The organism is Virgibacillus sp. L01, from assembly GCF_052246775.1.
GTDB lineage: Bacteria > Bacillota > Bacilli > Bacillales > Amphibacillaceae > Lentibacillus.
Window position 1 is genome coordinate 1 of record NZ_JBQQCP010000019.1, and the last position, 19,072, is coordinate 19,072.

24 protein-coding genes are annotated in these 19,072 nt (G+C 37.0%); 17 read left to right on the forward strand and 7 right to left on the reverse strand.

The window, feature by feature from the left end:
• Window positions 1–250: 250 nt before the first annotated feature.
• Window positions 251–574, forward strand: coding sequence for an ArsR/SmtB family transcription factor (locus ACTWQM_RS19775; protein WP_443259852.1), 324 nt, complete (start codon window positions 251–253; stop codon window positions 572–574).
• A gap of 106 nt (window positions 575–680) precedes the next feature.
• Window positions 681–1,199: an SRPBCC family protein gene (locus tag ACTWQM_RS19780; RefSeq protein WP_443259853.1), complete on the forward strand. Its 519-nt coding sequence runs from the start codon at window positions 681–683 to the stop codon at window positions 1,197–1,199.
• Between the two features lie 118 nt (window positions 1,200–1,317).
• Here the strand turns inward: ACTWQM_RS19780 and ACTWQM_RS19785 are convergent, their stop codons facing one another.
• Both ACTWQM_RS19785 and ACTWQM_RS19790 read right to left on the reverse strand, forming a co-directional pair.
• The gene (locus ACTWQM_RS19785; RefSeq protein WP_443259854.1) at window positions 1,318–2,211 is read right to left on the reverse strand and encodes a fructose bisphosphate aldolase; all 894 of its coding nucleotides are present in this window, start codon (window positions 2,209–2,211) and stop codon (window positions 1,318–1,320) included.
• 167 nt (window positions 2,212–2,378) lie between these two features.
• Complete coding sequence (locus ACTWQM_RS19790) at window positions 2,379–2,921, reverse strand: NADPH-dependent FMN reductase (RefSeq protein WP_443259855.1); 543 nt, start codon at window positions 2,919–2,921, stop codon at window positions 2,379–2,381.
• A gap of 193 nt (window positions 2,922–3,114) precedes the next feature.
• Between ACTWQM_RS19790 and ACTWQM_RS19795 the strand changes: the two genes are divergently transcribed.
• The gene (locus ACTWQM_RS19795; RefSeq protein ID WP_443259856.1) at window positions 3,115–4,332 is read left to right on the forward strand and encodes an alanyl-tRNA editing protein; all 1,218 of its coding nucleotides are present in this window, start codon (window positions 3,115–3,117) and stop codon (window positions 4,330–4,332) included.
• A 219-nt stretch (window positions 4,333–4,551) separates the two neighbouring features.
• Window positions 4,552–5,343 (forward strand): TerC family protein, encoded by a 792-nt coding sequence (locus ACTWQM_RS19800; RefSeq protein ID WP_443259857.1) that lies wholly within the window; start codon window positions 4,552–4,554, stop codon window positions 5,341–5,343.
• 132 nt (window positions 5,344–5,475) lie between these two features.
• On the opposite strand, the gene ACTWQM_RS19805 is transcribed toward ACTWQM_RS19800, so the two are convergent.
• Complete coding sequence (locus ACTWQM_RS19805; protein WP_443259858.1) at window positions 5,476–5,988, reverse strand: hypothetical protein; 513 nt, start codon at window positions 5,986–5,988, stop codon at window positions 5,476–5,478.
• 389 nt (window positions 5,989–6,377) lie between these two features.
• Between ACTWQM_RS19805 and ACTWQM_RS19810 the strand changes: the two genes are divergently transcribed.
• The 3 genes from ACTWQM_RS19810 (at window position 6,378) to ACTWQM_RS19820 (ending at window position 8,988) form a co-directional block, all read left to right on the forward strand.
• On the forward strand, window positions 6,378–7,163 hold the full coding sequence (locus tag ACTWQM_RS19810; RefSeq protein WP_443259859.1) for an ABC transporter ATP-binding protein: 786 nt from the start codon (window positions 6,378–6,380) through the stop codon (window positions 7,161–7,163).
• A 93-nt stretch (window positions 7,164–7,256) separates the two neighbouring features.
• Window positions 7,257–8,216, forward strand: coding sequence for an ABC transporter substrate-binding protein (locus ACTWQM_RS19815; protein WP_443259860.1), 960 nt, complete (start codon window positions 7,257–7,259; stop codon window positions 8,214–8,216).
• A 4-nt stretch (window positions 8,217–8,220) separates the two neighbouring features.
• Window positions 8,221–8,988: an ABC transporter permease gene (locus tag ACTWQM_RS19820; protein WP_443259861.1), complete on the forward strand. Its 768-nt coding sequence runs from the start codon at window positions 8,221–8,223 to the stop codon at window positions 8,986–8,988.
• Window positions 8,989–9,047: 59 nt separating this feature from the next.
• On the opposite strand, the gene ACTWQM_RS19825 is transcribed toward ACTWQM_RS19820, so the two are convergent.
• Complete coding sequence (locus ACTWQM_RS19825) at window positions 9,048–9,476, reverse strand: winged helix-turn-helix transcriptional regulator (RefSeq protein ID WP_443259862.1); 429 nt, start codon at window positions 9,474–9,476, stop codon at window positions 9,048–9,050.
• Window positions 9,477–9,652: 176 nt separating this feature from the next.
• On the opposite strand from ACTWQM_RS19825, the gene ACTWQM_RS19830 reads away from it, so the two are divergent.
• The 3 genes from ACTWQM_RS19830 (at window position 9,653) to ACTWQM_RS19840 (ending at window position 11,962) form a co-directional block, all read left to right on the forward strand.
• Window positions 9,653–10,183 carry a DUF4242 domain-containing protein gene (locus ACTWQM_RS19830; protein WP_443259863.1) on the forward strand — a complete coding sequence of 177 codons (531 nt, stop codon included), beginning with the start codon at window positions 9,653–9,655 and terminating at the stop codon, window positions 10,181–10,183.
• 107 nt (window positions 10,184–10,290) lie between these two features.
• Entirely contained in the window at window positions 10,291–11,361 is a 1,071-nt protein-coding gene (locus ACTWQM_RS19835; RefSeq protein WP_443259864.1) for an acyl-CoA dehydrogenase, read from the forward strand.
• 208 nt (window positions 11,362–11,569) lie between these two features.
• On the forward strand, window positions 11,570–11,962 hold the full coding sequence (locus ACTWQM_RS19840; RefSeq protein WP_443259865.1) for a hypothetical protein: 393 nt from the start codon (window positions 11,570–11,572) through the stop codon (window positions 11,960–11,962).
• Window positions 11,963–12,026: 64 nt separating this feature from the next.
• Here the strand turns inward: ACTWQM_RS19840 and ACTWQM_RS19845 are convergent, their stop codons facing one another.
• Genes ACTWQM_RS19845 through ACTWQM_RS19855 form a run of 3 tightly spaced genes read right to left on the reverse strand, consistent with a single transcriptional unit; the run spans window position 12,027 to window position 13,549 of the window.
• Window positions 12,027–12,818 carry a DUF817 domain-containing protein gene (locus ACTWQM_RS19845; RefSeq protein WP_443259866.1) on the reverse strand — a complete coding sequence of 264 codons (792 nt, stop codon included), beginning with the start codon at window positions 12,816–12,818 and terminating at the stop codon, window positions 12,027–12,029.
• A 19-nt stretch (window positions 12,819–12,837) separates the two neighbouring features.
• Window positions 12,838–13,059: a helix-turn-helix domain-containing protein gene (locus tag ACTWQM_RS19850; protein ID WP_443259867.1), complete on the reverse strand. Its 222-nt coding sequence runs from the start codon at window positions 13,057–13,059 to the stop codon at window positions 12,838–12,840.
• A 10-nt stretch (window positions 13,060–13,069) separates the two neighbouring features.
• Complete coding sequence (locus ACTWQM_RS19855) at window positions 13,070–13,549, reverse strand: DUF2975 domain-containing protein (RefSeq protein ID WP_443259868.1); 480 nt, start codon at window positions 13,547–13,549, stop codon at window positions 13,070–13,072.
• Between the two features lie 827 nt (window positions 13,550–14,376).
• On the opposite strand from ACTWQM_RS19855, the gene ACTWQM_RS19860 reads away from it, so the two are divergent.
• From ACTWQM_RS19860 to ACTWQM_RS19890, 7 genes are all read left to right on the forward strand, one after another.
• Window positions 14,377–15,186 (forward strand): Imm26 family immunity protein, encoded by an 810-nt coding sequence (locus tag ACTWQM_RS19860; RefSeq protein WP_443259869.1) that lies wholly within the window; start codon window positions 14,377–14,379, stop codon window positions 15,184–15,186.
• A gap of 100 nt (window positions 15,187–15,286) precedes the next feature.
• Complete coding sequence (locus ACTWQM_RS19865; protein WP_443259870.1) at window positions 15,287–15,760, forward strand: NUDIX hydrolase; 474 nt, start codon at window positions 15,287–15,289, stop codon at window positions 15,758–15,760.
• A gap of 157 nt (window positions 15,761–15,917) precedes the next feature.
• Window positions 15,918–16,478, forward strand: coding sequence for a class I SAM-dependent methyltransferase (locus ACTWQM_RS19870; protein ID WP_443259871.1), 561 nt, complete (start codon window positions 15,918–15,920; stop codon window positions 16,476–16,478).
• A gap of 159 nt (window positions 16,479–16,637) precedes the next feature.
• Window positions 16,638–17,123 carry a hypothetical protein gene (locus tag ACTWQM_RS19875; RefSeq protein WP_443259872.1) on the forward strand — a complete coding sequence of 162 codons (486 nt, stop codon included), beginning with the start codon at window positions 16,638–16,640 and terminating at the stop codon, window positions 17,121–17,123.
• Window positions 17,124–17,261: 138 nt separating this feature from the next.
• On the forward strand, window positions 17,262–17,615 hold the full coding sequence (locus tag ACTWQM_RS19880) for a PadR family transcriptional regulator (protein ID WP_443259873.1): 354 nt from the start codon (window positions 17,262–17,264) through the stop codon (window positions 17,613–17,615).
• Window positions 17,599–18,348: a permease prefix domain 1-containing protein gene (locus ACTWQM_RS19885; RefSeq protein WP_443259874.1), complete on the forward strand. Its 750-nt coding sequence runs from the start codon at window positions 17,599–17,601 to the stop codon at window positions 18,346–18,348. The genes ACTWQM_RS19880 and ACTWQM_RS19885 overlap by 17 nt, the downstream gene beginning before the upstream one ends.
• Window positions 18,349–18,498: 150 nt before the next feature.
• A complete protein-coding gene (locus tag ACTWQM_RS19890) occupies window positions 18,499–18,939 on the forward strand; it encodes a hypothetical protein (protein WP_443259875.1) in 441 nt (146 codons plus the stop codon).
• Window positions 18,940–19,072: the final 133 nt, after the last annotated feature.

Sequence of the window (19,072 nt, forward strand, 5' to 3'; positions counted from 1 at the left end):
AGAAGGAAATAGTCTAACCAAAACGGTTAACCCATAAAAAGAAGTAAAAACGGCTTCTTGTATTAAGTATGCCCAAAAAAGGGAAAAACAGCTTGGGACTTGACAGTTTTGTTCATATCAGCGGAACCACGATCCACTTCATAACTTTGTGATTCACATTCTGCTCCTTTGAACCCTTCATCTGAGAGAGGCACTTATTATTTAGTAATATTCCTTGACAAGAATATTCCTTTTAGAGTATATTTAATATATGGAAAAAATTATGAGTGCTCTTGCTGAATCTAATCGTTTAAACATCATTGAATTATTGCGCGATGGCCCCCTTACAGTTGGAGAAGTCGCCGAACAACTTCAGCTTCGTCAGCCTCAAGTTTCCAAACACCTCCGTGTGCTTAGTGATGCTGGGCTCGTTGAGGTAGAACCGATTGCTAATCGAAGGATCTATAAGCTTAGACCTCAGCCACTCATGAAGATAGACGCCTGGCTGGAATCGTACCGCCGAGTCTGGGAGGAGAGATTCGACCGATTGGACGATTATTTGGTAAAACTGCAGGAAAAGGAAGATGAAGAGTAAGGAATGATATCGCAGTCAGATTACTGTTATATTATTTCAATTCAAATGGAAGGAGAAGAGGATTTTTTTAGTATTGTTCAATAAAATAATTTTAGGAGGAAACTAAATGTCAGAAAACAAATTATCGCACAGAACGGAAGGCCGGACGCTTGTTATGGAGCGAATGTTTGAAGCACCAAGGGACTTAGTATTTAAGGCGTTTTCGGAGCCTGATCACTTGGGAAACTGGTGGGGACCAAAAGGATGGGAAACCGAAAGTCTCAAATTTGAGTTTAAGCCGGGTGGTGCGTGGCATTATTGCATGCGGTGCACAGACAAAAACCAGGGAGAATTCTATGGCCAGGAATCCTGGGGTAAAACGGTTTATGAAGAAATCAGTGCACCGGAAAAAATCGTCTACACCGATGTATTCTCGGATGAGGAAGGTAATAGCGCAGATAGTATGCCAGAAACGCATGTAACGATGAATTTTATTGATCAGGGTGAGAAAACCAAACTTATTACGCGGTCCCAATTTGAGTCAGTCGAAGCACTACAAAAAATTGTCGATATGGGTGTAGTTGAGGGGACCGGCTCACATTACAGATGTCTTGATGACTACCTGAAACAAATTCAGTATGCGTAATTAACAAACTAGTTGCAGTACTAATCCTTGGAGATCAAGACTCCGGAGAAACTAAAAATGCCTGGCGCCCTGGACAATTCAGCATCGTCTAAGGTACCAGGCACTTATTTTAACTGCATTACTTTTTATTAATTGAGGCATCATAGATGGAGTCTACCGCTTCTTTTAAGGCAACATTAAACTCTTCATCTGTTTGGTTAACATTTAAGTCATCACTTAATGCTCTGGAGAAACTGGCGATCAGGCCGTCGTTTTTTGCAAGCTTTTCGTTAGCTTCTTCACGAGGATACCCGCCAGATAGAGCGACAACCCGAACAACGCGTGGGTGTTGGATTAATTCTTCATAAGTGTTTGCTTTTGTTGGAATTGATAATTTCAGCATAACGTTATCTGTTTCAGATAGTTTATTAAGATGGCTTAGCAATTCGTCTTTTAATATTTCTTCAGATTTCTCTTTGTCGCTGCTGTTAATATCCACTTCTGGTTCGATAATCGGAACTAAGCCAGCTTCTATAATTTGTTTTCCAACTTCAAATTGCTGGTCAGTAACAGCTTTAATACCTTCTGCGTTAGCTTCTTTAATAACAGAACGCATCTTTGTACCAAAAATATTGCGTTCATTTGCACGTTCAAGTAATTTATCCAAACCTGGGTTAGGCTTCATCAGTTGCACACCACTTGATTGTTCTGCTAGTCCTTTGTCCACTTTTAAAAATGGCACAATTTCTTTCTTATCAGCTAAATAATCTGCTGTATACATACCTTCTATTTTACTATCCATGGTTTGTTCGAACAAAATGGCACCAAGGATATATGTAGAATCAAAAGCAGGTGATGTGATAATCCGCGTGCGCATTTCATGTACTAATTTAAACATTTCTTCTTCATTTGAGTAAGAATCTTCCAAAACACCATAATTCGCTAATGCTTTTGGCGTACTGCCACCACTTTGGTCAAGGGCTGCAATAAAACCTTTTCCATTTTTTATTTTCTCAAATTGACTATTGTTCATTTTTTCCACTCCTTTTGATTACGAATACATGCCAAACTTAGTATCGTCAAGCTTTAATGTAGGTAAGCTTTTGTGCTACCTATGCAGTATTTCTTAACTGCTTACATAGCCAATTATACATTAGTATGCTGCAGAACGAAAATTTTATAGTGACTAGGGCTGAAACATTATCTATTATTAATACCCCGTTGAAGATAAATCAGTTCCTCGGCAAGTTTTTGAATTCTGTCTGAAACATTACGATCTATAATTTCATCACTTTCCAAGTTAAAGGCATCGTTATGGATAAAGACATTCCCTGTTGGAACTAATCCCTTAAAATAGGAGAGAACTGGCTTTAATTGATATTCTGGCACAAGAAAATGATTGCTGGACCAGCCTGTTGCTATAATACCTGTGACTTTATATTTGAAGGCATTTTCGGGAAAGTGGTCCAACAGATTTTTTAATGCTCCCGAAATGGATGCCTGGTAAATTGGCGTGCCAAATACCAGAAAATCGGCAGCTGATATTTTACTTACAACATCCCAAGTATCTTCGTTATAATCTGCTAACGGTGCGCCAACAGCAAACTCAACATCATAGTCCCTTAAATCAATTAACTCTGTCTGAATGGCTGAATCAAGAAGTTGAGCAGCGACCAAAACGTCATTTACAGCTAGAGATGTCTTCTCACCAGCCAGTGCACCCGATATTCCGACAAGTTTCATCATTATTCCCCTCACAATATTAGTAGTATTTGCATTAAATACGGTGTCTCATTCATCGTTTATGTATCTGCTACATTTACTAGTGAAGTTATCTTATCCTGAATTTTAATGCAACAAATTTGATTGTATTAAGCGGAAGAAATGCCTGTTTATGATAAAATAAAGTCTGTATATTAAACAAAGGAGTACAACTATGGTGACAGAAAAATTATATTACCAGGATCAGTATGTTCGCAGCTTTACAGCCAGAATGCAGAAGTCGGATAGAGATGAGAAAGGCCGTTTCTTTATTGTTTTAGATCAAACGGCTTTTTACCCCACTGGTGGCGGTCAGCCTCATGATACTGGAACACTGAATTGTGTGAATGTGTATGATGTGGAGGAAATCGATGGGGAGATCCGACATTATCTAGACGATTCTGCTGAAATACATAAGGAATACATTGGGGAAATAGATTGGGACCGGCGCTTTGATCATATGCAGCAGCATACCGGCCAGCATATTTTGTCGGCCGCATTTGAAGAGAAATTTAATTACAGCACGGTTAGCTTCCATTTAGGTGCGGAAATTTGTTCGATTGACCTTGAAGTAGAAAGCCTTTTGGATGAAGAAATAGCTCTTGTGGAAAATACCGCAAATAACATCATCCTGGAAAATCGCCCTGTTGAAACAAGATGGGTATCAGAAGAGGAACTATCTAACTTTGCGCTACGGAAAGAAGTATCCGTTTCAGATAATATTCGTCTCGTCATCATTCCGGATTTTGATTATAACGGCTGTGGCGGGACACATCCAGACTCGACTGGGCAGATAAATTCTGTTAAAATTTTGCATTGGGAAAAGCAAAAGAAGACCAAAATACGTGTTTACTTTGTTTGTGGGAGCAGAGTGCTAAAACAACTCGATGAAAAGCATAAGATTATTCAGGTTTTAACGGATACACTGAATGCTCCGCAAGGGGATTTGAATGAAACTGCAATCCGGACTTTACGTCTGAATAAAGACCTCGAAAAAAAGATCAATGAGTTGAACATGGAGCTGATTGAATATGAGGCAGAGTCCTACATTGAACAGGCGGAACCATATATCAATTGGAAAGTAGCAAAAGCAGTTTTTCATGACCGGTCAATGCAGGAACTTCAGCAACTGGCTAGACGGATTGCTGCAAAATCAGATGGAATACTAGTATTGCTTATCAATCAAAAAGCGGACAAGCTCCAACTTATCTGTTCGAGAAGTAACGATTTGATGATTAATATGAATGATTTTGTTAAGAATGTCCTGCCCATTATTAATGGAAAAGGCGGGGGGAGTGATTCTGTTGCGCAAGGCGGAGGAGATAGAACAATTTCAGCAGAGGAATTGATGGACGAGTTAATCAACCAGGCAGCAGAATTTAAACGCGAATAAAAGTCGGCCTAAATCTTTGGAAGATGGAATGGTTAACTGCCTGTTTGGAAAGATAGAAAGGATAAGTAATTGGTGCTTACCTGTAGAGAGGCAGGGGAGGTTTTCTTTTTTTAAGGAATGATTTACAATCAATAATGGAACTTAACGTTATTTGATGACAAAAATCACTTTATTATTAGGCATTTCGATATGAATGAGTATTATTTAGGAGGAACACACTTGGAATCAATCTTACTTGAATATGGATGGACATTATTAATTCTAATTGGTCTGGAAGGTTTGTTGTCAGCTGATAATGCGCTTGTTATGGCAGTTATTGCTAAGCATTTACCGGTTGATCAGAAGAAAAAGGCAATCAACTATGGTATTATTATGGCGTTTTTCTTCCGTTTTGGTGCTTTATTTGCAATTTCTTTTATCGCGAATGTTTGGCAGGTACAAGCTATTGGTGCGGCTTACCTTCTCTACCTTGGTCTGAAGCATGTGATCAAGGCACGGTTCGGTAAAAAGAATGAAAAAGTTGAAGAGGATATTGAAGAAGAATCCAAAGGCAAGGGATTCTGGCCGACAGTTGGTAAGATTGCTTTAGCGGATCTCGCATTTGCAATTGATTCAATTCTTGCAGCGGTTGCGCTTGCACTTGGACTACCGGATTCTCCGATTGGTGAATTCGGCGGAATGGATGGCGGTAAATTTGCTGTGATTGTACTCGGAGGAATTGCCGGCCTGATTTTAATTAAGTATGCAGCAACTTGGTTTGTTCAGCTGCTCGAAAAGCGTCCGGCTCTGGAAACAACTGCTTACGCGATTGTAGCCTGGGTTGGCGTCAAGCTTGCCGTTCTAACCCTAGCACATGATGAAATTGGCGTACTGGCTCATGATTTTCCTCATAGTACAGTTTGGACCCTTACGTTCTATGGAATCCTGGTTGCTATCGCCCTATTAGGCTGGTTTGCACCTGGAAAAGAAACAACTAAAGATGATGGCGACGGAAAAACAGATGAAAAATAAGGACAAGGAGTACTTGTTTCTGGCTAAAGAAAATATAGCTTAACGTTAAGAACAGATACCCTATACTGTAGTACATTGCTAAAAAAAGAACAAACCACTAATTTTATTGAAAATTAAGTGGTTTGTTCTTTTTTACCGTGGATATTCCGAATTATTATTCAAATTTGCTACATTTGGATTGAAAGGAGAAAACATCCCATCTGGGTTTGCCTGCCAAACCCAAGCATGCAAAGCAAAGGAGCCAGGAAATGGTCCGTCATCGAACTCTTGACCAAATAATGATGGACGCTTCTCACCGAGAGACATGTACTCAACAGCTACTAATTTGTAACCGCCATTCTTTTTAGGCTCGTAAACTAGAACTTCTGGAGCTAACGGGTCATTGGTGCTGGTTCCTAGTAATTCGTTATTTGTTAGGTGAATACCCATGTTAGGAACTAGATGGTATTTAGCTTCATCCTTAGGTCCGTACCCATCTTCAAAGGCCACTTTAATGTCATGGTATTTAGTTGTTGCCTGCCGAACCTCAGAAAGTTGCTTTGATACAACAGGACCATAGGATTGCGCACCAGCCACATTAGTTAATACAAATGTTACTACAAAGACAATAGCTACAGTCATCATTAGAACTCCTCTTTTTTTCAAAAAAACATCTCCTTTTTAATTAATATATTCATTCCTTTATAAAGTATGATTTCGTTCCTTATTAAGAACCATTAGACAGTTTGTTATTAAAAAAGTTATACAATAGAGAATGCACCAAAGTTACTCAACATTTATAATCAAATTTTTAGTTATGCCCTCGCTCAAAATATTGGTTGGATTCTTCGTCAAATATATTATAAGGGAAATATTGAGGAAGTAACTATTAACGAAAAGAATGTATTGCAAATGGAATTAAACCGAATGTGTTTACTTTAAATAAAAGAACGTTTTACAACTTAGGTTGTTTTTTTGAACAAAGTATAATAAAATAACTAACAACATTAAAACCAACTAAACCGATTGGAATTGTAATGAAAGGAGGTAATTATTTGAGTGAGACACCGCTTATCCAAATAGAGAACTTATATAAAAGTTATGCAAATAAGGGAGAGTCTGAACAGGTATTAAATGATATCAACTTTGATATAAAGAAAGGTGAGACAGTCGCTGTTTTGGGTCAAAGTGGTTGTGGGAAAAGCACGCTGCTTAATTTAATTGGTGGATTTGAGACCGTTGATCATGGTCATATTATGTTGGACGGTCAAGAAGTTACTCGACCAAGCAGGAAAAGCGTTATGCTTTTTCAGGATTATGGACTCTTACCGTGGCGCTCCGTTATAAAAAACGTAGAATTGGGACTGGAAAATATAAATCTATCGTCAAACCAACGAAAGGAGCGTGCCTTGAAATACTTAAACTTAGTTGGTTTGGATGGTAAAACCGATCACTTTCCCCGTCAGCTTTCGGGTGGGATGCAGCAACGTGTAGCAATTGCGCGAGCACTTGCGATTGAACCTGGTTTACTGCTGATGGATGAGCCATTTGGGGCTTTAGATACATTTACTCGTTATTATTTGCAGGATGAATTATTAAAAATCCAAGAAAAGGCTCAAACAACCATTGTTCTGGTAACACATGATATTGATGAGGCTATTTATCTAGCTGACCGAGTCATGATTATGGGTGCAGATCAGGGACAGATTCAACGGGAAATCATAATAGATACATATAAACCAAGGGATCGCAGTGGGGATGACTTCCAATATTATCGGAAGCTAATTTTAAACGAATTCCAATTAAGCGGATCAACACCACAGCCTGAATTTACTATATAGGCTCTTTTTGTACATTTTGTTTTAAGAGAACTATCTTTTAGAAAACAGCTACTATTTTATAGGGGAAAATCAATTTCGATAGGGGGAAAAAGAATGAAAGTGAAAAAGTTCTTATTGATGGCTATCTTTTTTTTAGCCATTCTTTTGTTAAGCGCGTGTGGGCAAAGCGCTAGTAGTGGCAGTGAAGGAAAGCCAACCATTAAAATAGGTTATTTGCCAATTACACATGCTGTACCACTATACATGCAAAAAGAAATGTTGAAGAAGACTGAAAAGAGTTTTAATCTTGAACTTGTCCAATTCTCCTCATGGCCAAATTTGATGGATGCTTTAAATACAGGAAGGATAGATGGAGCTTCAAGTCTGATAACAGTTGCCATGAGAGCGAAAGAACAGGGGATTGATCTAAAGGCCGTAGCACTTGGGCACAGGGATGGGAACGTCCTGGTAGGTTCTAAGGATATTAAAGGTGTGAGCGATTTAAAGGGTGAAACATTTGCGATTCCACATAAGTTTTCAACGCACAATATTTTATTGTATGCAATGCTTAAACAGGCAGGAATGAATTATAAAGATGTGAACGCTGTGGAAATGGCTCCGGCAGAAATGCCAGCAGCTCTTTCGCAAGGTCGAATTGCAGGATATGTAGTGGCAGAGCCATTCGGTGCTCAGTCCGTTGTTTTAGGTAATGCTAAAGTATTGCATCAATCCGAAGAGCTGTGGCAGGATTCCGTTGATTGTGCTCTGATTTTGCAAGGTGATTTTATTGAAAATAATAAAGACGCTGCACAGGACTTCGTGGATAGTTATGTCAAGGCTGGAAGTAAAGCAGAGGCAAAGGACGAACACGTAAAGGAAATTTCCTCTAAGTATATGGAAGTGGACAAAGAGGTCATGGATTTATCATTAAAATGGATTTCCTATGATAATTTGAAAATAAACAAAGATGCTTATGAACAACTAAGCCAGTACTTAATAGAAATGGGATTACTAGAGAATCCTCCTGCTTATGACGAGTTTGTCGATAATACATTAATTAACAAGGCGAAGTGATGTTATGAAAATCTTGAAGAAAACAAAGGATATTTTGATAGCGGTTGTTATCATCGTTGCAATTTGGCAGGTCACTATATGGGTGACAGATATTGAGGAGGCTCTTTTGCCACCACCTATCACAGTTGCTAAGGCAATTGTTTCCATGCTTGTTAATGGGGTTTTCTTCGTTCATTTAAAAGCAAGCTTATCACGGTTTTTAGTTGGATATCTGTCAGCAGCGATATTAGCTGTAGTTCTTGGCCTCTCCCTGGGGCGTATTCAAAAACTATGGGATATTGCCAATCCCATCGTACAGGTGCTGAGGCCCGTATCACCGATTGCCTGGTCGCCGTTTATCGTGCTGTGGTTTGGCATTGGAAGTACTCCGGCAATAGTGATTATTTTTATTGCTGCATTTTTCCCAATATTGTTATCTACTATTTCCGGGGTGAAAAAGGTGGATTCGACATACCTTAAATTAGCACGGAATTTAGAAATCAAACAGCCGCACCTGATGTCAAAAATTATCTTTCCTGCCGCCTTTCCAGCAATCGCTAACGGGCTTCATATTGGAATAGGAACAGCATGGATATTTCTTGTATCAGGTGAAATGGTTGGATCTCAGTCAGGATTAGGCTATTTAATAGTTGATGCCAGAAACTTATTGCGATTGGATCTTGTTTTAGCAGGTATTATCTTTATTGGTATCTGTGGCTTACTGCTTGATAGGGGAATTCGCTTATTAGAACGATGGATTGAAAGACAATGGGGAATGTCGCCAAGTGATTGATTTTTTATAAAAGAAAGACCAGGAATGTTATCCTGGTCTTTACTTATATTAGTTTTAGTCTAGTCCGCTTCTACTGCAACGATGTCATCTACATTTTCATTGCAATGGGAGCAATAATAAGTGATATCCACTTCATTATTGCACTTTTGATGAATAAGTTTTTTATAGCATTTTTCCAGGTTGTTTTTGCCCCAGAGAATCATCGCATTGAAGACATCCTCCAGATCTTCACCACTCTTAGTCAGGGTGTAGGAATACCTTGGCGGATGTTCGGAATATAACGTGGAAGAAATTAATTCACTGCTTTCTAAATACTTCAAACGATCGGATAACAAGTTGGAAGAAATACCATCTAAAGCCCGTTTTATGTCACTGAACGTAGTATTTCCGATTAAAATCTCATGTATGATTAGCAGTGTCCAGCGGTCTCCAATGATGTTCAAGGTTTGTGCGATATTACAAGGTAAATTATAGGTTGTTGTCTTCATATTATAAACCCTCCGTCTTTTTTTCGTGTAAATAAATAATAACATATTTTTCAACAAGGTTGATTTTTTGAAGTTAGTATAATAAAATAACCTTAAGATATAAAGTTGACTAATTCTATTGGAATTATAAACTTTAAATAAAAATTTAAATTTCCCAAAAGGAGAGGATTTTTACCATGACCCTTTATTTAACAGAGTCTGAGTTGAATGCAGAAATAAATAAAAAGGAAGACTTTGAAGCCAAAATTGCTGAAATCCAAGAGGACTTAAGCAAGAAGAACGTTAATTTAATTGAAGTTCAGGTCTCAAAAGACTTCTCAAGAGTATTTTTTATTTTTGAAGCTGAGGGAACCCAAGTTATTGAAGAAAATTTAAGTGAATCAGGCGTTTCGATCCAACTAATCAAGGAAGTAAGACTTGTAGGAAAAGAATTGGAAGATGTGAAAAAGCAGGAGGACAATATTAATTACCTTGTCGAATGGAATTTACCTGAGAGTCTCACAATGGATAAATACTTAGAACGCAAGAAAAAGAATTCTGTGCATTATGCTGAGGTTCCAGAGGTTTCCTTCTCAAGAACTTATGTGTGTGAGGATATGAGTAAGTGTCTTTGTTTTTATGATGCACCAGATGAGTCAGCTGTGAAACGGGCACGTGAAGCGGTGGATACGCCAATCGATTCCATAACTGAAATTAATGATGACTAATCATCTCATTCGCTGATAATCTCTCGGAATTTCGGAGGTTGTCAGCAGCTTTTTACATAGCAATGTCTACCATCTATGCGGGTGGTTTTAGAAGGAGGAGGGAGTTGATGCAAATGGTAGCGGATAAATCTGAAGTAAAGGAAAATTTGGCTCCAATCATCAAAGATAAGTTGAAGCCATTTGTCAAAAAGATCGATGCGGAAGCCTATTATGCTGAGGATTTCTTAACTGACTTAGGAAAAGCGGGACTTACTAATTCGAACGGAATCCAAACGCCTGAGGTGCTTGAGCGCGAAATGCTGCTCGTAGAAGAAACAGCAAAAACGTGTATGACAACAGCATTCAATTTATGGTGTCATCTTGCCTCATTAACTTATCTGCGCTATAGTAGCAATCGTTACCTAAGAAAAGAACTGCTTCCTTCTCTTGAAAAAGGTGAATTTCTTGGAGGTACAGGATTATCAAATCCAATGAAATACTATGCTGGATTAGAGCCGTTACACTTAAGGGCTGACCGAAGAGAAGGTGGTTTCGTTATTGCCGGTAACTTACCATCTGTTTCCAACTTGAAGGGTAATCATTGGTTCGGGGTGATGGCTTCCTTAAATGATTACCAGCAAATTATGGCTTATGTACCTTCTGATGCCGACGGATTAAAGTTGAAGGAAAAGGCAAATTATTTAGGTGTAAATGGCAGCGCAACATATGCATGTAAATTTGATAATGTGTTTATTCCTGATGATTGGATCATTTCGTCGGATGCTGAAAATTTTATAGTCCACGTTCGTCCGGCTTTTGTACTTTATCAAATTTCACTTGGGCTCGGTGTTACATCTGCAGCCATCCAATCGATAAAAAAGGCACCAGGCAAGCAAGGTGGAGTCAATAAGTTTTTATCAATTCAACCGGACGAATTGGAACAGGATTATTTTATTTTAAAGGAAAAGATTACGTCAATTTTGGAGCAAAATGAACTGAAAAAGACCTGGAAGGAAATCTTGCAGGTTCGCCTGGATATTGACAAATTGACGGTTAAGGCTGCGCATGGTGACATGTTGCATTATGGTGGGGCAGCTTATCTGGAAAAAAGTCACCCATTCAGAAGGTTGCGGGAATCATACTTTTTAATTAACCTAACACCTACAGAAAAACATCTGGAAAAGTTATTATCAACGTAAAATTCAAACGAGTTTTTAAAAGCATGATTAGTAAACAAAAACGTTCAGGTGAATTCTGAGCGTTTTTTCTATAGTAATTCCCAAGTGATTAGTTGAGTTTTATAACAAGAGTATCGCTAAATTAAAATCTGAATTTACCTAGTTGATATGGTCACATAACCCAAGCTGGGAGAATATCATATTGATGTAAAGGAAGGAGAGATATTTAGTGCACAACAATATGCAGATGAATCCTCATGAATATCAGGGAGATTACCAACCTGACCAAATTAAAGGGCTATGTAGACAGTATATGAGCTACCATGTCATCGGGCAACTTAGCGATGGGACACAGGTTGACGGAATTATCGATAGCATGGATGAGGAAGGTGTGACCATGTTAGTCCCAGAAGAAGTTGATGCAGAACAAATGAACAGACAATTTGATTATGGATATGATTATAACTACGATTACGATGATTACGGAAGGCCGCGGAGGAGAAGGTTCCGTCGATTCCGCAGACAACGTTTCCCGTTTCACTTTTTCAGAAGATTATTCGGTTTCCCATATTATTATCCTCCTTATCCTGGGTATGGGTACGGTGGAGGATACTATTATTAGCTACCTTTAATGGTGATTTAAGGCAGTATTGATGCTGCCTTTTATTTTGGAGTTGTACCAACAATTATAAAGCTTGCTTAGTCTCTATCCTAATGGAATCTCTTCCCTTAACCAGTTTCAAAGTCGCTACTATAAGAAAACTCACAATTACTAATAACAGCCATGAACTGACCTTTCCCAGATGAACGAGACTCCATGCGTCGGTTTGGTTTGGATATTCCCAGGCTCCAAAGATTGTTGCGATATTTTCGGCTATCCATATAAAAAAACCGATAAGCACAAAAGAAAGTGAGAGTGGCATACGGTAACGCGTCCCATTAACCTCATATGTTACCCAAGATTGCCAGAAGACGATAATCACAAGTCCAGATAACACCCAACGAACGTCAATCCAATAATGATGAGTAAAAAAATTCACATAAATCGCAGCTGCAAGAGGGACAACTCCCAAAAACGGAGGCCAATTAACAAGCTCAACCTTTAACCTTCTCCAAGCCTGGCAAAGATAGCTGGCTACACTGGCATACATGAACCCGCTGTACAAAGGCACACCGAAAAACTTTGAATATCCTTCCTCAGGATAAGACCAGGACCCCATATGTACCTTAAATATTTCGAGTGCAAGCCCAATAAGGTGAAACAATGAAATAACCTTTAGTTCATCCCGTGTTTCAAGCCCGGAACGCACCATCCACCACTGCATCAGAAGGCAGATGATGAGCAACAAGTCATATCGCGGTATGAAGGGAAGTGGCAGGATTTGGGTGAAGGCCAAAGAGGAAAAAATAACAACGGGAAACAAACATGACAGAGCTTGCTCCCATCCAAAATGAGTGAGCTGTTTCAGTGCTCTCATCGTTTTTACCTCCTTATAATTAACCTTGGGTGTTATCATCACTTCGGTATTCTAAAATATCTCCAGGCTGACAATCTAAAGCCTTACAAATACCCTCCAAAGTTGATAATCGGATTGCTTTTGCCTTTCCATTTTTCAAAATAGAAAGATTAGCCATCGTAATTCCAACTCTCTCCGAAAGTTCTGTTACGCTCATTTTCCTTTTAGCCAACATTACATCAATATTGATTATAATAGCCATTTTATTCACCTCAGACCGTTAATTCATTTTCTGATTTTATAGTAATTGCTTCCTGCAAAAGTCTTTGGAGAACAGCGGCAAAGACAGCGATGACCATTGGTGCAAGAATAAAGAGCATGCCAACCAATATAACACCTGGGGCATCGTCTAATTCCGCAAAAATATAGAAGAAGGGCATGCCAACCACATATAAGACACTGATTGTGATTGCGCAGTATTTTATATTTTTTAGAACTTTTACAGATATTTCCGAGAACGCTTTGTTCCTGTCAATATAACTTAAAAGCTTAAAAGCCTGATATAATGCAACGAAAAAGGGTATTGCCGATGCGTACATAATTATTAAAATGCCATATAGTACATAGGCGAACTTCGCACTTTCTGCTGCTTCTTTAGCTAAAATAGGCAACCCGAATATGCACAAAGCAAGAATTGGAATTCCAATCAGAATTACAGCTATTTTTAAAAAGAGTGTTGATCCACGTTTCATTAAAAGCACCTCACTAATTTAATATCATATTGACTTTAACACATTATTTATCGTTTTACAATAATAAAATGTTGATTAAAATTATATTATTGTTGTTGGGGGATTATTTTTGGTGAGAAAAAGCAGGGGTGAGGGGCAGGTTAGTGGGATGTGGATCTTGCAAACTAGTGAAGTGGATCGTGGTTCCGTTAAATAGGAGAAAATGCCTTTATGTAAGGTTGAAGCGGTTCCTGGTTCCGTTATTTATGTAAAAACAACGAAAAATGTGGCTGAAAAGGATGAATAGCGGAATGAGGATTACATAACACGATCAAAACAGGCAATTTTTAGGAAATAACGGAATGAGGATCCGCCGAATCAGTAGGTTCAATCCTGAACGATTGGGTTTAATAGTGGAACAGGATGGAAAATACTCAGTTTTATCTTAACGGGTTCCTTTTCCTATCACAGACACTAAAAATGTAAAATGACTATCAATTTTGTATGCTAATTTGATGGTCATTTTTTGTTGGTGTACTAGTATTCTAGGTTTAATATCCATTAAAATTGTAGTGTAATTTGTACCCCAATTTGTTAGGTAACAATAGCCAGTGTAAGTCTACATTTTGACCTACAAATTCGTATGCAAATCGGCATACATAAATTTACCAATAAATTGGAAATTGATTAGTTTCCGCTTGATTTTACAAGGTATTCTGAATATTTATGTTAAAATAAATACAGAGTTTGTGAAGAAATGTACTTAAACTAACGCAGCAGGTTAGTTGAAGAAAAAGATTTCTATTCGGTGTTATAATTTTAATAAACAAAAGGGGAAAAGAAGAACAATGGAAACAACTTATAAATTAGGGGAAATAAAAATCCTTCTACCAGATGCGTCAACTTCATATTTCTTTATTGATGAAGATTTAGCTGAGTTGTTTATATTAGAAACAAATAATGAGGCAGTAAAACTTCTTCGCAAAACAGTAAGAGAAAAGGTGGAACCCAATATATACAAACGTATTGGTTTTGATTACGAATCGAGTGCGGTTATAATACGTACAACTAATGCTGATTTGATATTGGAGATAGCAAGAATCATAAACGAACTTGCTAATGTGAACTTACCCGAAGAAGAAATAAGTATTGCCAAAAATCAATTACTCTCACATAAAAGACCCAAGAAACAAAAATGGAAAGCAGGAGATATTTTCCAAGTACCTCTAGAGAATGGTACATATGGTTTTGGACAGGTAGTATGGACAAGCTATACACACCCTGTTTGTGGTTTATTTGATATTAATAAAACCGATGTTCCAACATTAGAGGAAATTGTAAGCAATCCCTTTATTTCGATATTATCATTAACACCTAATTCATTAGATAATCACAATTGGAAGGTCCTCGGTAATATGAATGTAGGAGTTCAAAAAAAGGACGTTCCTAAGAAGTTTATTGGTATTACCACGGATTTTACAAGTGGAATTCTCGAAGAATTAGCAAACGCCTTTTATGGAGTTACACCGTGGAACGTATTTGCCGAAGAGGATTTTTTTGACGAAATACTGTTACCAACTGTGAAGCGTCCTTCGACTGCTAAGGTTTTATCATCATCCGAAAGAAACCTTTATCGAAAAGAGAAAAAATGGGATTAAAATATTTAACTCCAAGGAGATTGTGAAAATATGTACTTAAGCTAACGGGTGCTTTCCTTCAATAAGGAATTGCCACCCTTGTTCCACTAATGCAGCAGTAATGCTTAAGAAGAATTTTATTTGGAATGAAGGTGTAAAAATGAAAAAAATATTTGGAGAGAATAGTGATATAACTGAATATGAAATCCGAAAGGGTGTTTATGCTGTTATTTTCAATACTAAAAAGGATAAAGTTATGACTGTTCAAAATGGAAGAGGTCATCACTTTTTACCTGGTGGCGGAATAGAAAATGGTGAAAGTCATCTCAAATGCCTTGAAAGAGAAATGTTAGAAGAAACAGGTTACAAAGCATTCTTTGGTTCCTACATTGGCAATGCAATGAGATACTTCCAATCAACCAAAGGTGAACAATTACTTAGTGATGGCTATTTCTACTTAGCAGACTTGTCTGATAAAGTACAAGAACCAATAGAAGATGAACATTACATAGAATGGATAGAAATAGAAAGTGCGAAACAGCTTTTAATTCACGAACATCATTATTGGGCGATAAAAGAAGGATTAAATAGATAAAATTTTATCTAAGTCTTATTAAATTAACTTGGGGCAATAGCTGAACAACGGGCTGTCGAATATGGCAGCCCTATAACGTTAAAGAGCAGTAATATTCAATAAGAAGTTATAAAGTAGAGAAGAAAAAACATCTACTTTGAGGAGAGGGTGCGGTAATATGGATTTAAAAGAAAATCTAAAAGTCGTCATTGGTGCAGGTGAACACAATAACAATCCAGAATGGCTTCAAACGCAAGAAAATGAGCTAAATTTGATAAAAAGAGTTGATTGGGAGAATAAGTTTTCTCCTAACTCACTTGAAGCTGTTTTAGCAGAACACGTTTGGGAACATCTAACTTATGAAGAAGGAACAGAAGCTGCAAGGATTTGTTTTGATTTTTTAAAGCCTGGTGGATATATACGTTGTGCCGTTCCCGATGGTTTCTTTCCAGATGAAGAATACCAGGAAGGGGTTCAAGTAGGAGGACCTGGACCTAAAGACCACCCTGCAGCAAGTCATAAAATTGTACATAATTATAAGACATTTAGCTCTATGTTTGAAGAAGCTGGTTTTAACGTTACTCTACTAGAATATTGCGATGGTGAGGGTAAATTTCATTTCAATGATTGGGATGAAAAGAAGGGGTTTATCTACCGTTCAAAGCGATTTGACCACCGAAACCAAAATGGCAACTTGGGTTTCGTTTCACTCATAGTCGATGCTGTAAAACCATTATAAAACTGATGAGTTATTCAGATTGTGCAATGATGTACTTAAAGTAACGGGTGCTTTTCTTTAATAAGGTAATGTACCCTTGTTTAATTAAAACAGCAAATTGTAAGTTGGGTATCGGAATTTTATGGTTGAATCTTAGTATTTTTTGAAGGTGGTGTTCTTGTGAAGAAAATTATTACGATTTTATTTTTTGTAGGAATAATTGGTGTATTAGGTTATGCGTATATACCAGGTATTATAGATGAAAACCAATCTAGAAATGCTGCTCAAGGTGTTTTAGATAATTTAATAGAGCAGGACTATGAAGAAGCGTTTGAGAGTGTTTATTTTTATGATAGGGCTTCTGATTTAGAACCAACAATATCTTATGAAGATGCAAAAAAATTATGGGTTCAACGTGTAAAAGCTTTAAAAGAAAGTGGAACTTATCTTGTAGATTATAAAAATTTAAATGTGGAGTTAGATGATACCTATCCAGTAGGAGCAGTTGATTTAGTTATAGTAGAGAATGGTGAAGAAAAAGTCAAAGAGAATGTTGGTTTGTGGTTTGCCCATGGGGAAGGTAGTTGGAGGTTAGGAAATTTTAATTATAGTCATGTTGACATTGAAGAAGAATGGGAAAATGCTTTAAGTGGGAAATTCAACTAACGGGTGCTTTCCTTGAATAAGGAATTGCACTTCTTGTTCAACTATAGCAGCAGGTTAGTGTAAGAAGAAATAATTTTTTTGAAGTAATACCTTGTATTATTAAGTAATATTATTTATAGTGATGGTGGAGGTGGAATTATGGAAGTAAACAAAGAGGTTCTAAAAGGTCACATTGATACGTTAATCCTTTCGCTTTTACATACAAGAGATATGTACGGCTATGAGTTAGCCAAAATAGTTCGTGGAAAAAGCGAAGAACAATTTGAATTAAAGGAAGGTACGCTTTATTTGTCTTTAAAGCGATTAGAAAAAAATAAATGGATTTCTTCATACTGGGGTGACGAACAAGGACCAGGTGGAAGAAGAAAATATTATAAACTCACGCCTTTAGGTGAAGAAGGATTTGAAGAAAAGCGTAAGGAATGGGAATTTGTAAAAAAAATAATTGATTCGTTTTTAAAGGGGGAGAAAAATAATGAAACAAATAGATGAATTTGTTAATTCGATATATTCAGGTGTTAGTGGAAAGGAAGCAATAGAGTTAAAACAAGAAATGCGTTCGCATTTAATAGAAGCAGTAGAAGATTTAAAATCAGAAGGAAAGTCAGAAAAACAGGCGATAGATATTGCTATTAGTCGTTTTGGAGATGAAAAACAAATTACAAGAGGGTTATTTAGTTTATTTAAAACTCAAAACAAAATCGTTAAAAATTTATTTCGAACATCTATGGTTGCTCTCTTTTTAGGCATAGTTGTTTTGATAGGTTTGATATTGGTTGGGGGAAATAACCAAAATGAACTTCAACAAATAGACCAAACAATAAGTAGTGTTAGTGAGATATTGGCAGAAGGCACATTTTCTGAAGAGAAAAATAAGAAAATAGTCTCTCTTGTTGAAGAAACAAAAGAAATTGAATATTTTGTTATATTTAAAAACCCTGAACCTGGAAAAGCAGCTTCTAAACAAGACATGATGAAAAATTGGGAAGTAGCTATTGAATCTGGAGATTCATCAATTAAAAATTCTACTGAACACGTTTGGATGGACATGAAAGACCCATATGAAAACTATTATATGGTTGCGGGTTATGAAGAAATTTCAACTTTGGATAATTTCTACTCGATTCCTATTGGCTTATTTATTGCTTTTGCTGTGCTTGGGTTAACTTCATTTTTCCTGAAAAACAAAACGAATAGAAAGATGTTAAGTATTTTTATTAAATAATAGGGACCTATCTTCTTGAACTAACGGGTAGCTTTACTTCTATAAGGAAAAGGCATTTCTTGTTCAACTATTGCAGCAGTTATGTTTAATAAGAGTATTGATTTATGTTATTGTCAAACGATAACTTGTTTTGTATAGTGGAGGTCTAAAATGAAGAAGATTTATGTTGTTTTTATTAGTATTTTATTATTTCTAGTGGGTTGTAATAACAGTGTTTCAAATGAACCAATAAATGAGGAAAAGCAATTAAATGATTTTATTTTATCAATCCAAACAGATAAGAGCGTATATGAAGAAGAAGATATAATAGAGGTTTCTTCACATTTTGAATATGTTGGCGAAGAAATACAGTTTGACGAAAAGCCCCAATTTTCAATTGTCATAGAAAACAAGGAAAATGGAACTGTAGTTAAACAGGTTGCTTTTGATGACGTTAAAAAAACTATGCAAAAGGGAGATGAATTCTCTCAAACGATTAAAGACCTTAAACTTCAAAAAGGAAATTATCAATTATATGTAGGAACTTCTTTTAGTGTTGGTCCACATAACAATTTAATAATCACTACTCCGAGAGAATTTGAAGTAAAGTAATTCAACTAACGGGTGCAAGAGTTGAATAAGGAATCGCATCCTTGTTCAACTATAGTAGCAGAATACTTGAACAATAAAGAGGGGAGGATTGATTATGTTTAGTCAAGAAAGAATTAGAGATTATGGAGTGAAA

Bases quoted from the DNA above. Each gene is read 5' to 3' on its own strand.
- ACTWQM_RS19775 (WP_443259852.1), top strand. From the start codon at position 251: ATGGAAAAAATTATGAGTGCTCTTGCTGAATCTAATCGTTTAAACATC.
- ACTWQM_RS19780 (WP_443259853.1), top strand. From the start codon at position 681: ATGTCAGAAAACAAATTATCGCACAGAACGGAAGGCCGGACGCTTGTT.
- ACTWQM_RS19785 (WP_443259854.1), bottom strand. From the start codon at position 2,211: ATGAACAATAGTCAATTTGAGAAAATAAAAAATGGAAAAGGTTTTATT.
- ACTWQM_RS19790 (WP_443259855.1), bottom strand. From the start codon at position 2,921: ATGAAACTTGTCGGAATATCGGGTGCACTGGCTGGTGAGAAGACATCT.
- ACTWQM_RS19795 (WP_443259856.1), top strand. From the start codon at position 3,115: ATGGTGACAGAAAAATTATATTACCAGGATCAGTATGTTCGCAGCTTT.
- ACTWQM_RS19815 (WP_443259860.1), top strand. From the start codon at position 7,257: ATGAAAGTGAAAAAGTTCTTATTGATGGCTATCTTTTTTTTAGCCATT.
- ACTWQM_RS19820 (WP_443259861.1), top strand. From the start codon at position 8,221: ATGAAAATCTTGAAGAAAACAAAGGATATTTTGATAGCGGTTGTTATC.
- ACTWQM_RS19825 (WP_443259862.1), bottom strand. From the start codon at position 9,476: ATGAAGACAACAACCTATAATTTACCTTGTAATATCGCACAAACCTTG.
- ACTWQM_RS19830 (WP_443259863.1), top strand. From the start codon at position 9,653: ATGACCCTTTATTTAACAGAGTCTGAGTTGAATGCAGAAATAAATAAA.
- ACTWQM_RS19835 (WP_443259864.1), top strand. From the start codon at position 10,291: ATGCAAATGGTAGCGGATAAATCTGAAGTAAAGGAAAATTTGGCTCCA.
- ACTWQM_RS19845 (WP_443259866.1), bottom strand. From the start codon at position 12,818: ATGAGAGCACTGAAACAGCTCACTCATTTTGGATGGGAGCAAGCTCTG.
- ACTWQM_RS19850 (WP_443259867.1), bottom strand. From the start codon at position 13,059: ATGGCTATTATAATCAATATTGATGTAATGTTGGCTAAAAGGAAAATG.
- ACTWQM_RS19855 (WP_443259868.1), bottom strand. From the start codon at position 13,549: ATGAAACGTGGATCAACACTCTTTTTAAAAATAGCTGTAATTCTGATT.
- ACTWQM_RS19860 (WP_443259869.1), top strand. From the start codon at position 14,377: ATGGAAACAACTTATAAATTAGGGGAAATAAAAATCCTTCTACCAGAT.
- ACTWQM_RS19865 (WP_443259870.1), top strand. From the start codon at position 15,287: ATGCTTAAGAAGAATTTTATTTGGAATGAAGGTGTAAAAATGAAAAAA.
- ACTWQM_RS19870 (WP_443259871.1), top strand. From the start codon at position 15,918: ATGGATTTAAAAGAAAATCTAAAAGTCGTCATTGGTGCAGGTGAACAC.
- ACTWQM_RS19880 (WP_443259873.1), top strand. From the start codon at position 17,262: ATGGAAGTAAACAAAGAGGTTCTAAAAGGTCACATTGATACGTTAATC.
- ACTWQM_RS19885 (WP_443259874.1), top strand. From the start codon at position 17,599: ATGAAACAAATAGATGAATTTGTTAATTCGATATATTCAGGTGTTAGT.
- ACTWQM_RS19890 (WP_443259875.1), top strand. From the start codon at position 18,499: ATGAAGAAGATTTATGTTGTTTTTATTAGTATTTTATTATTTCTAGTG.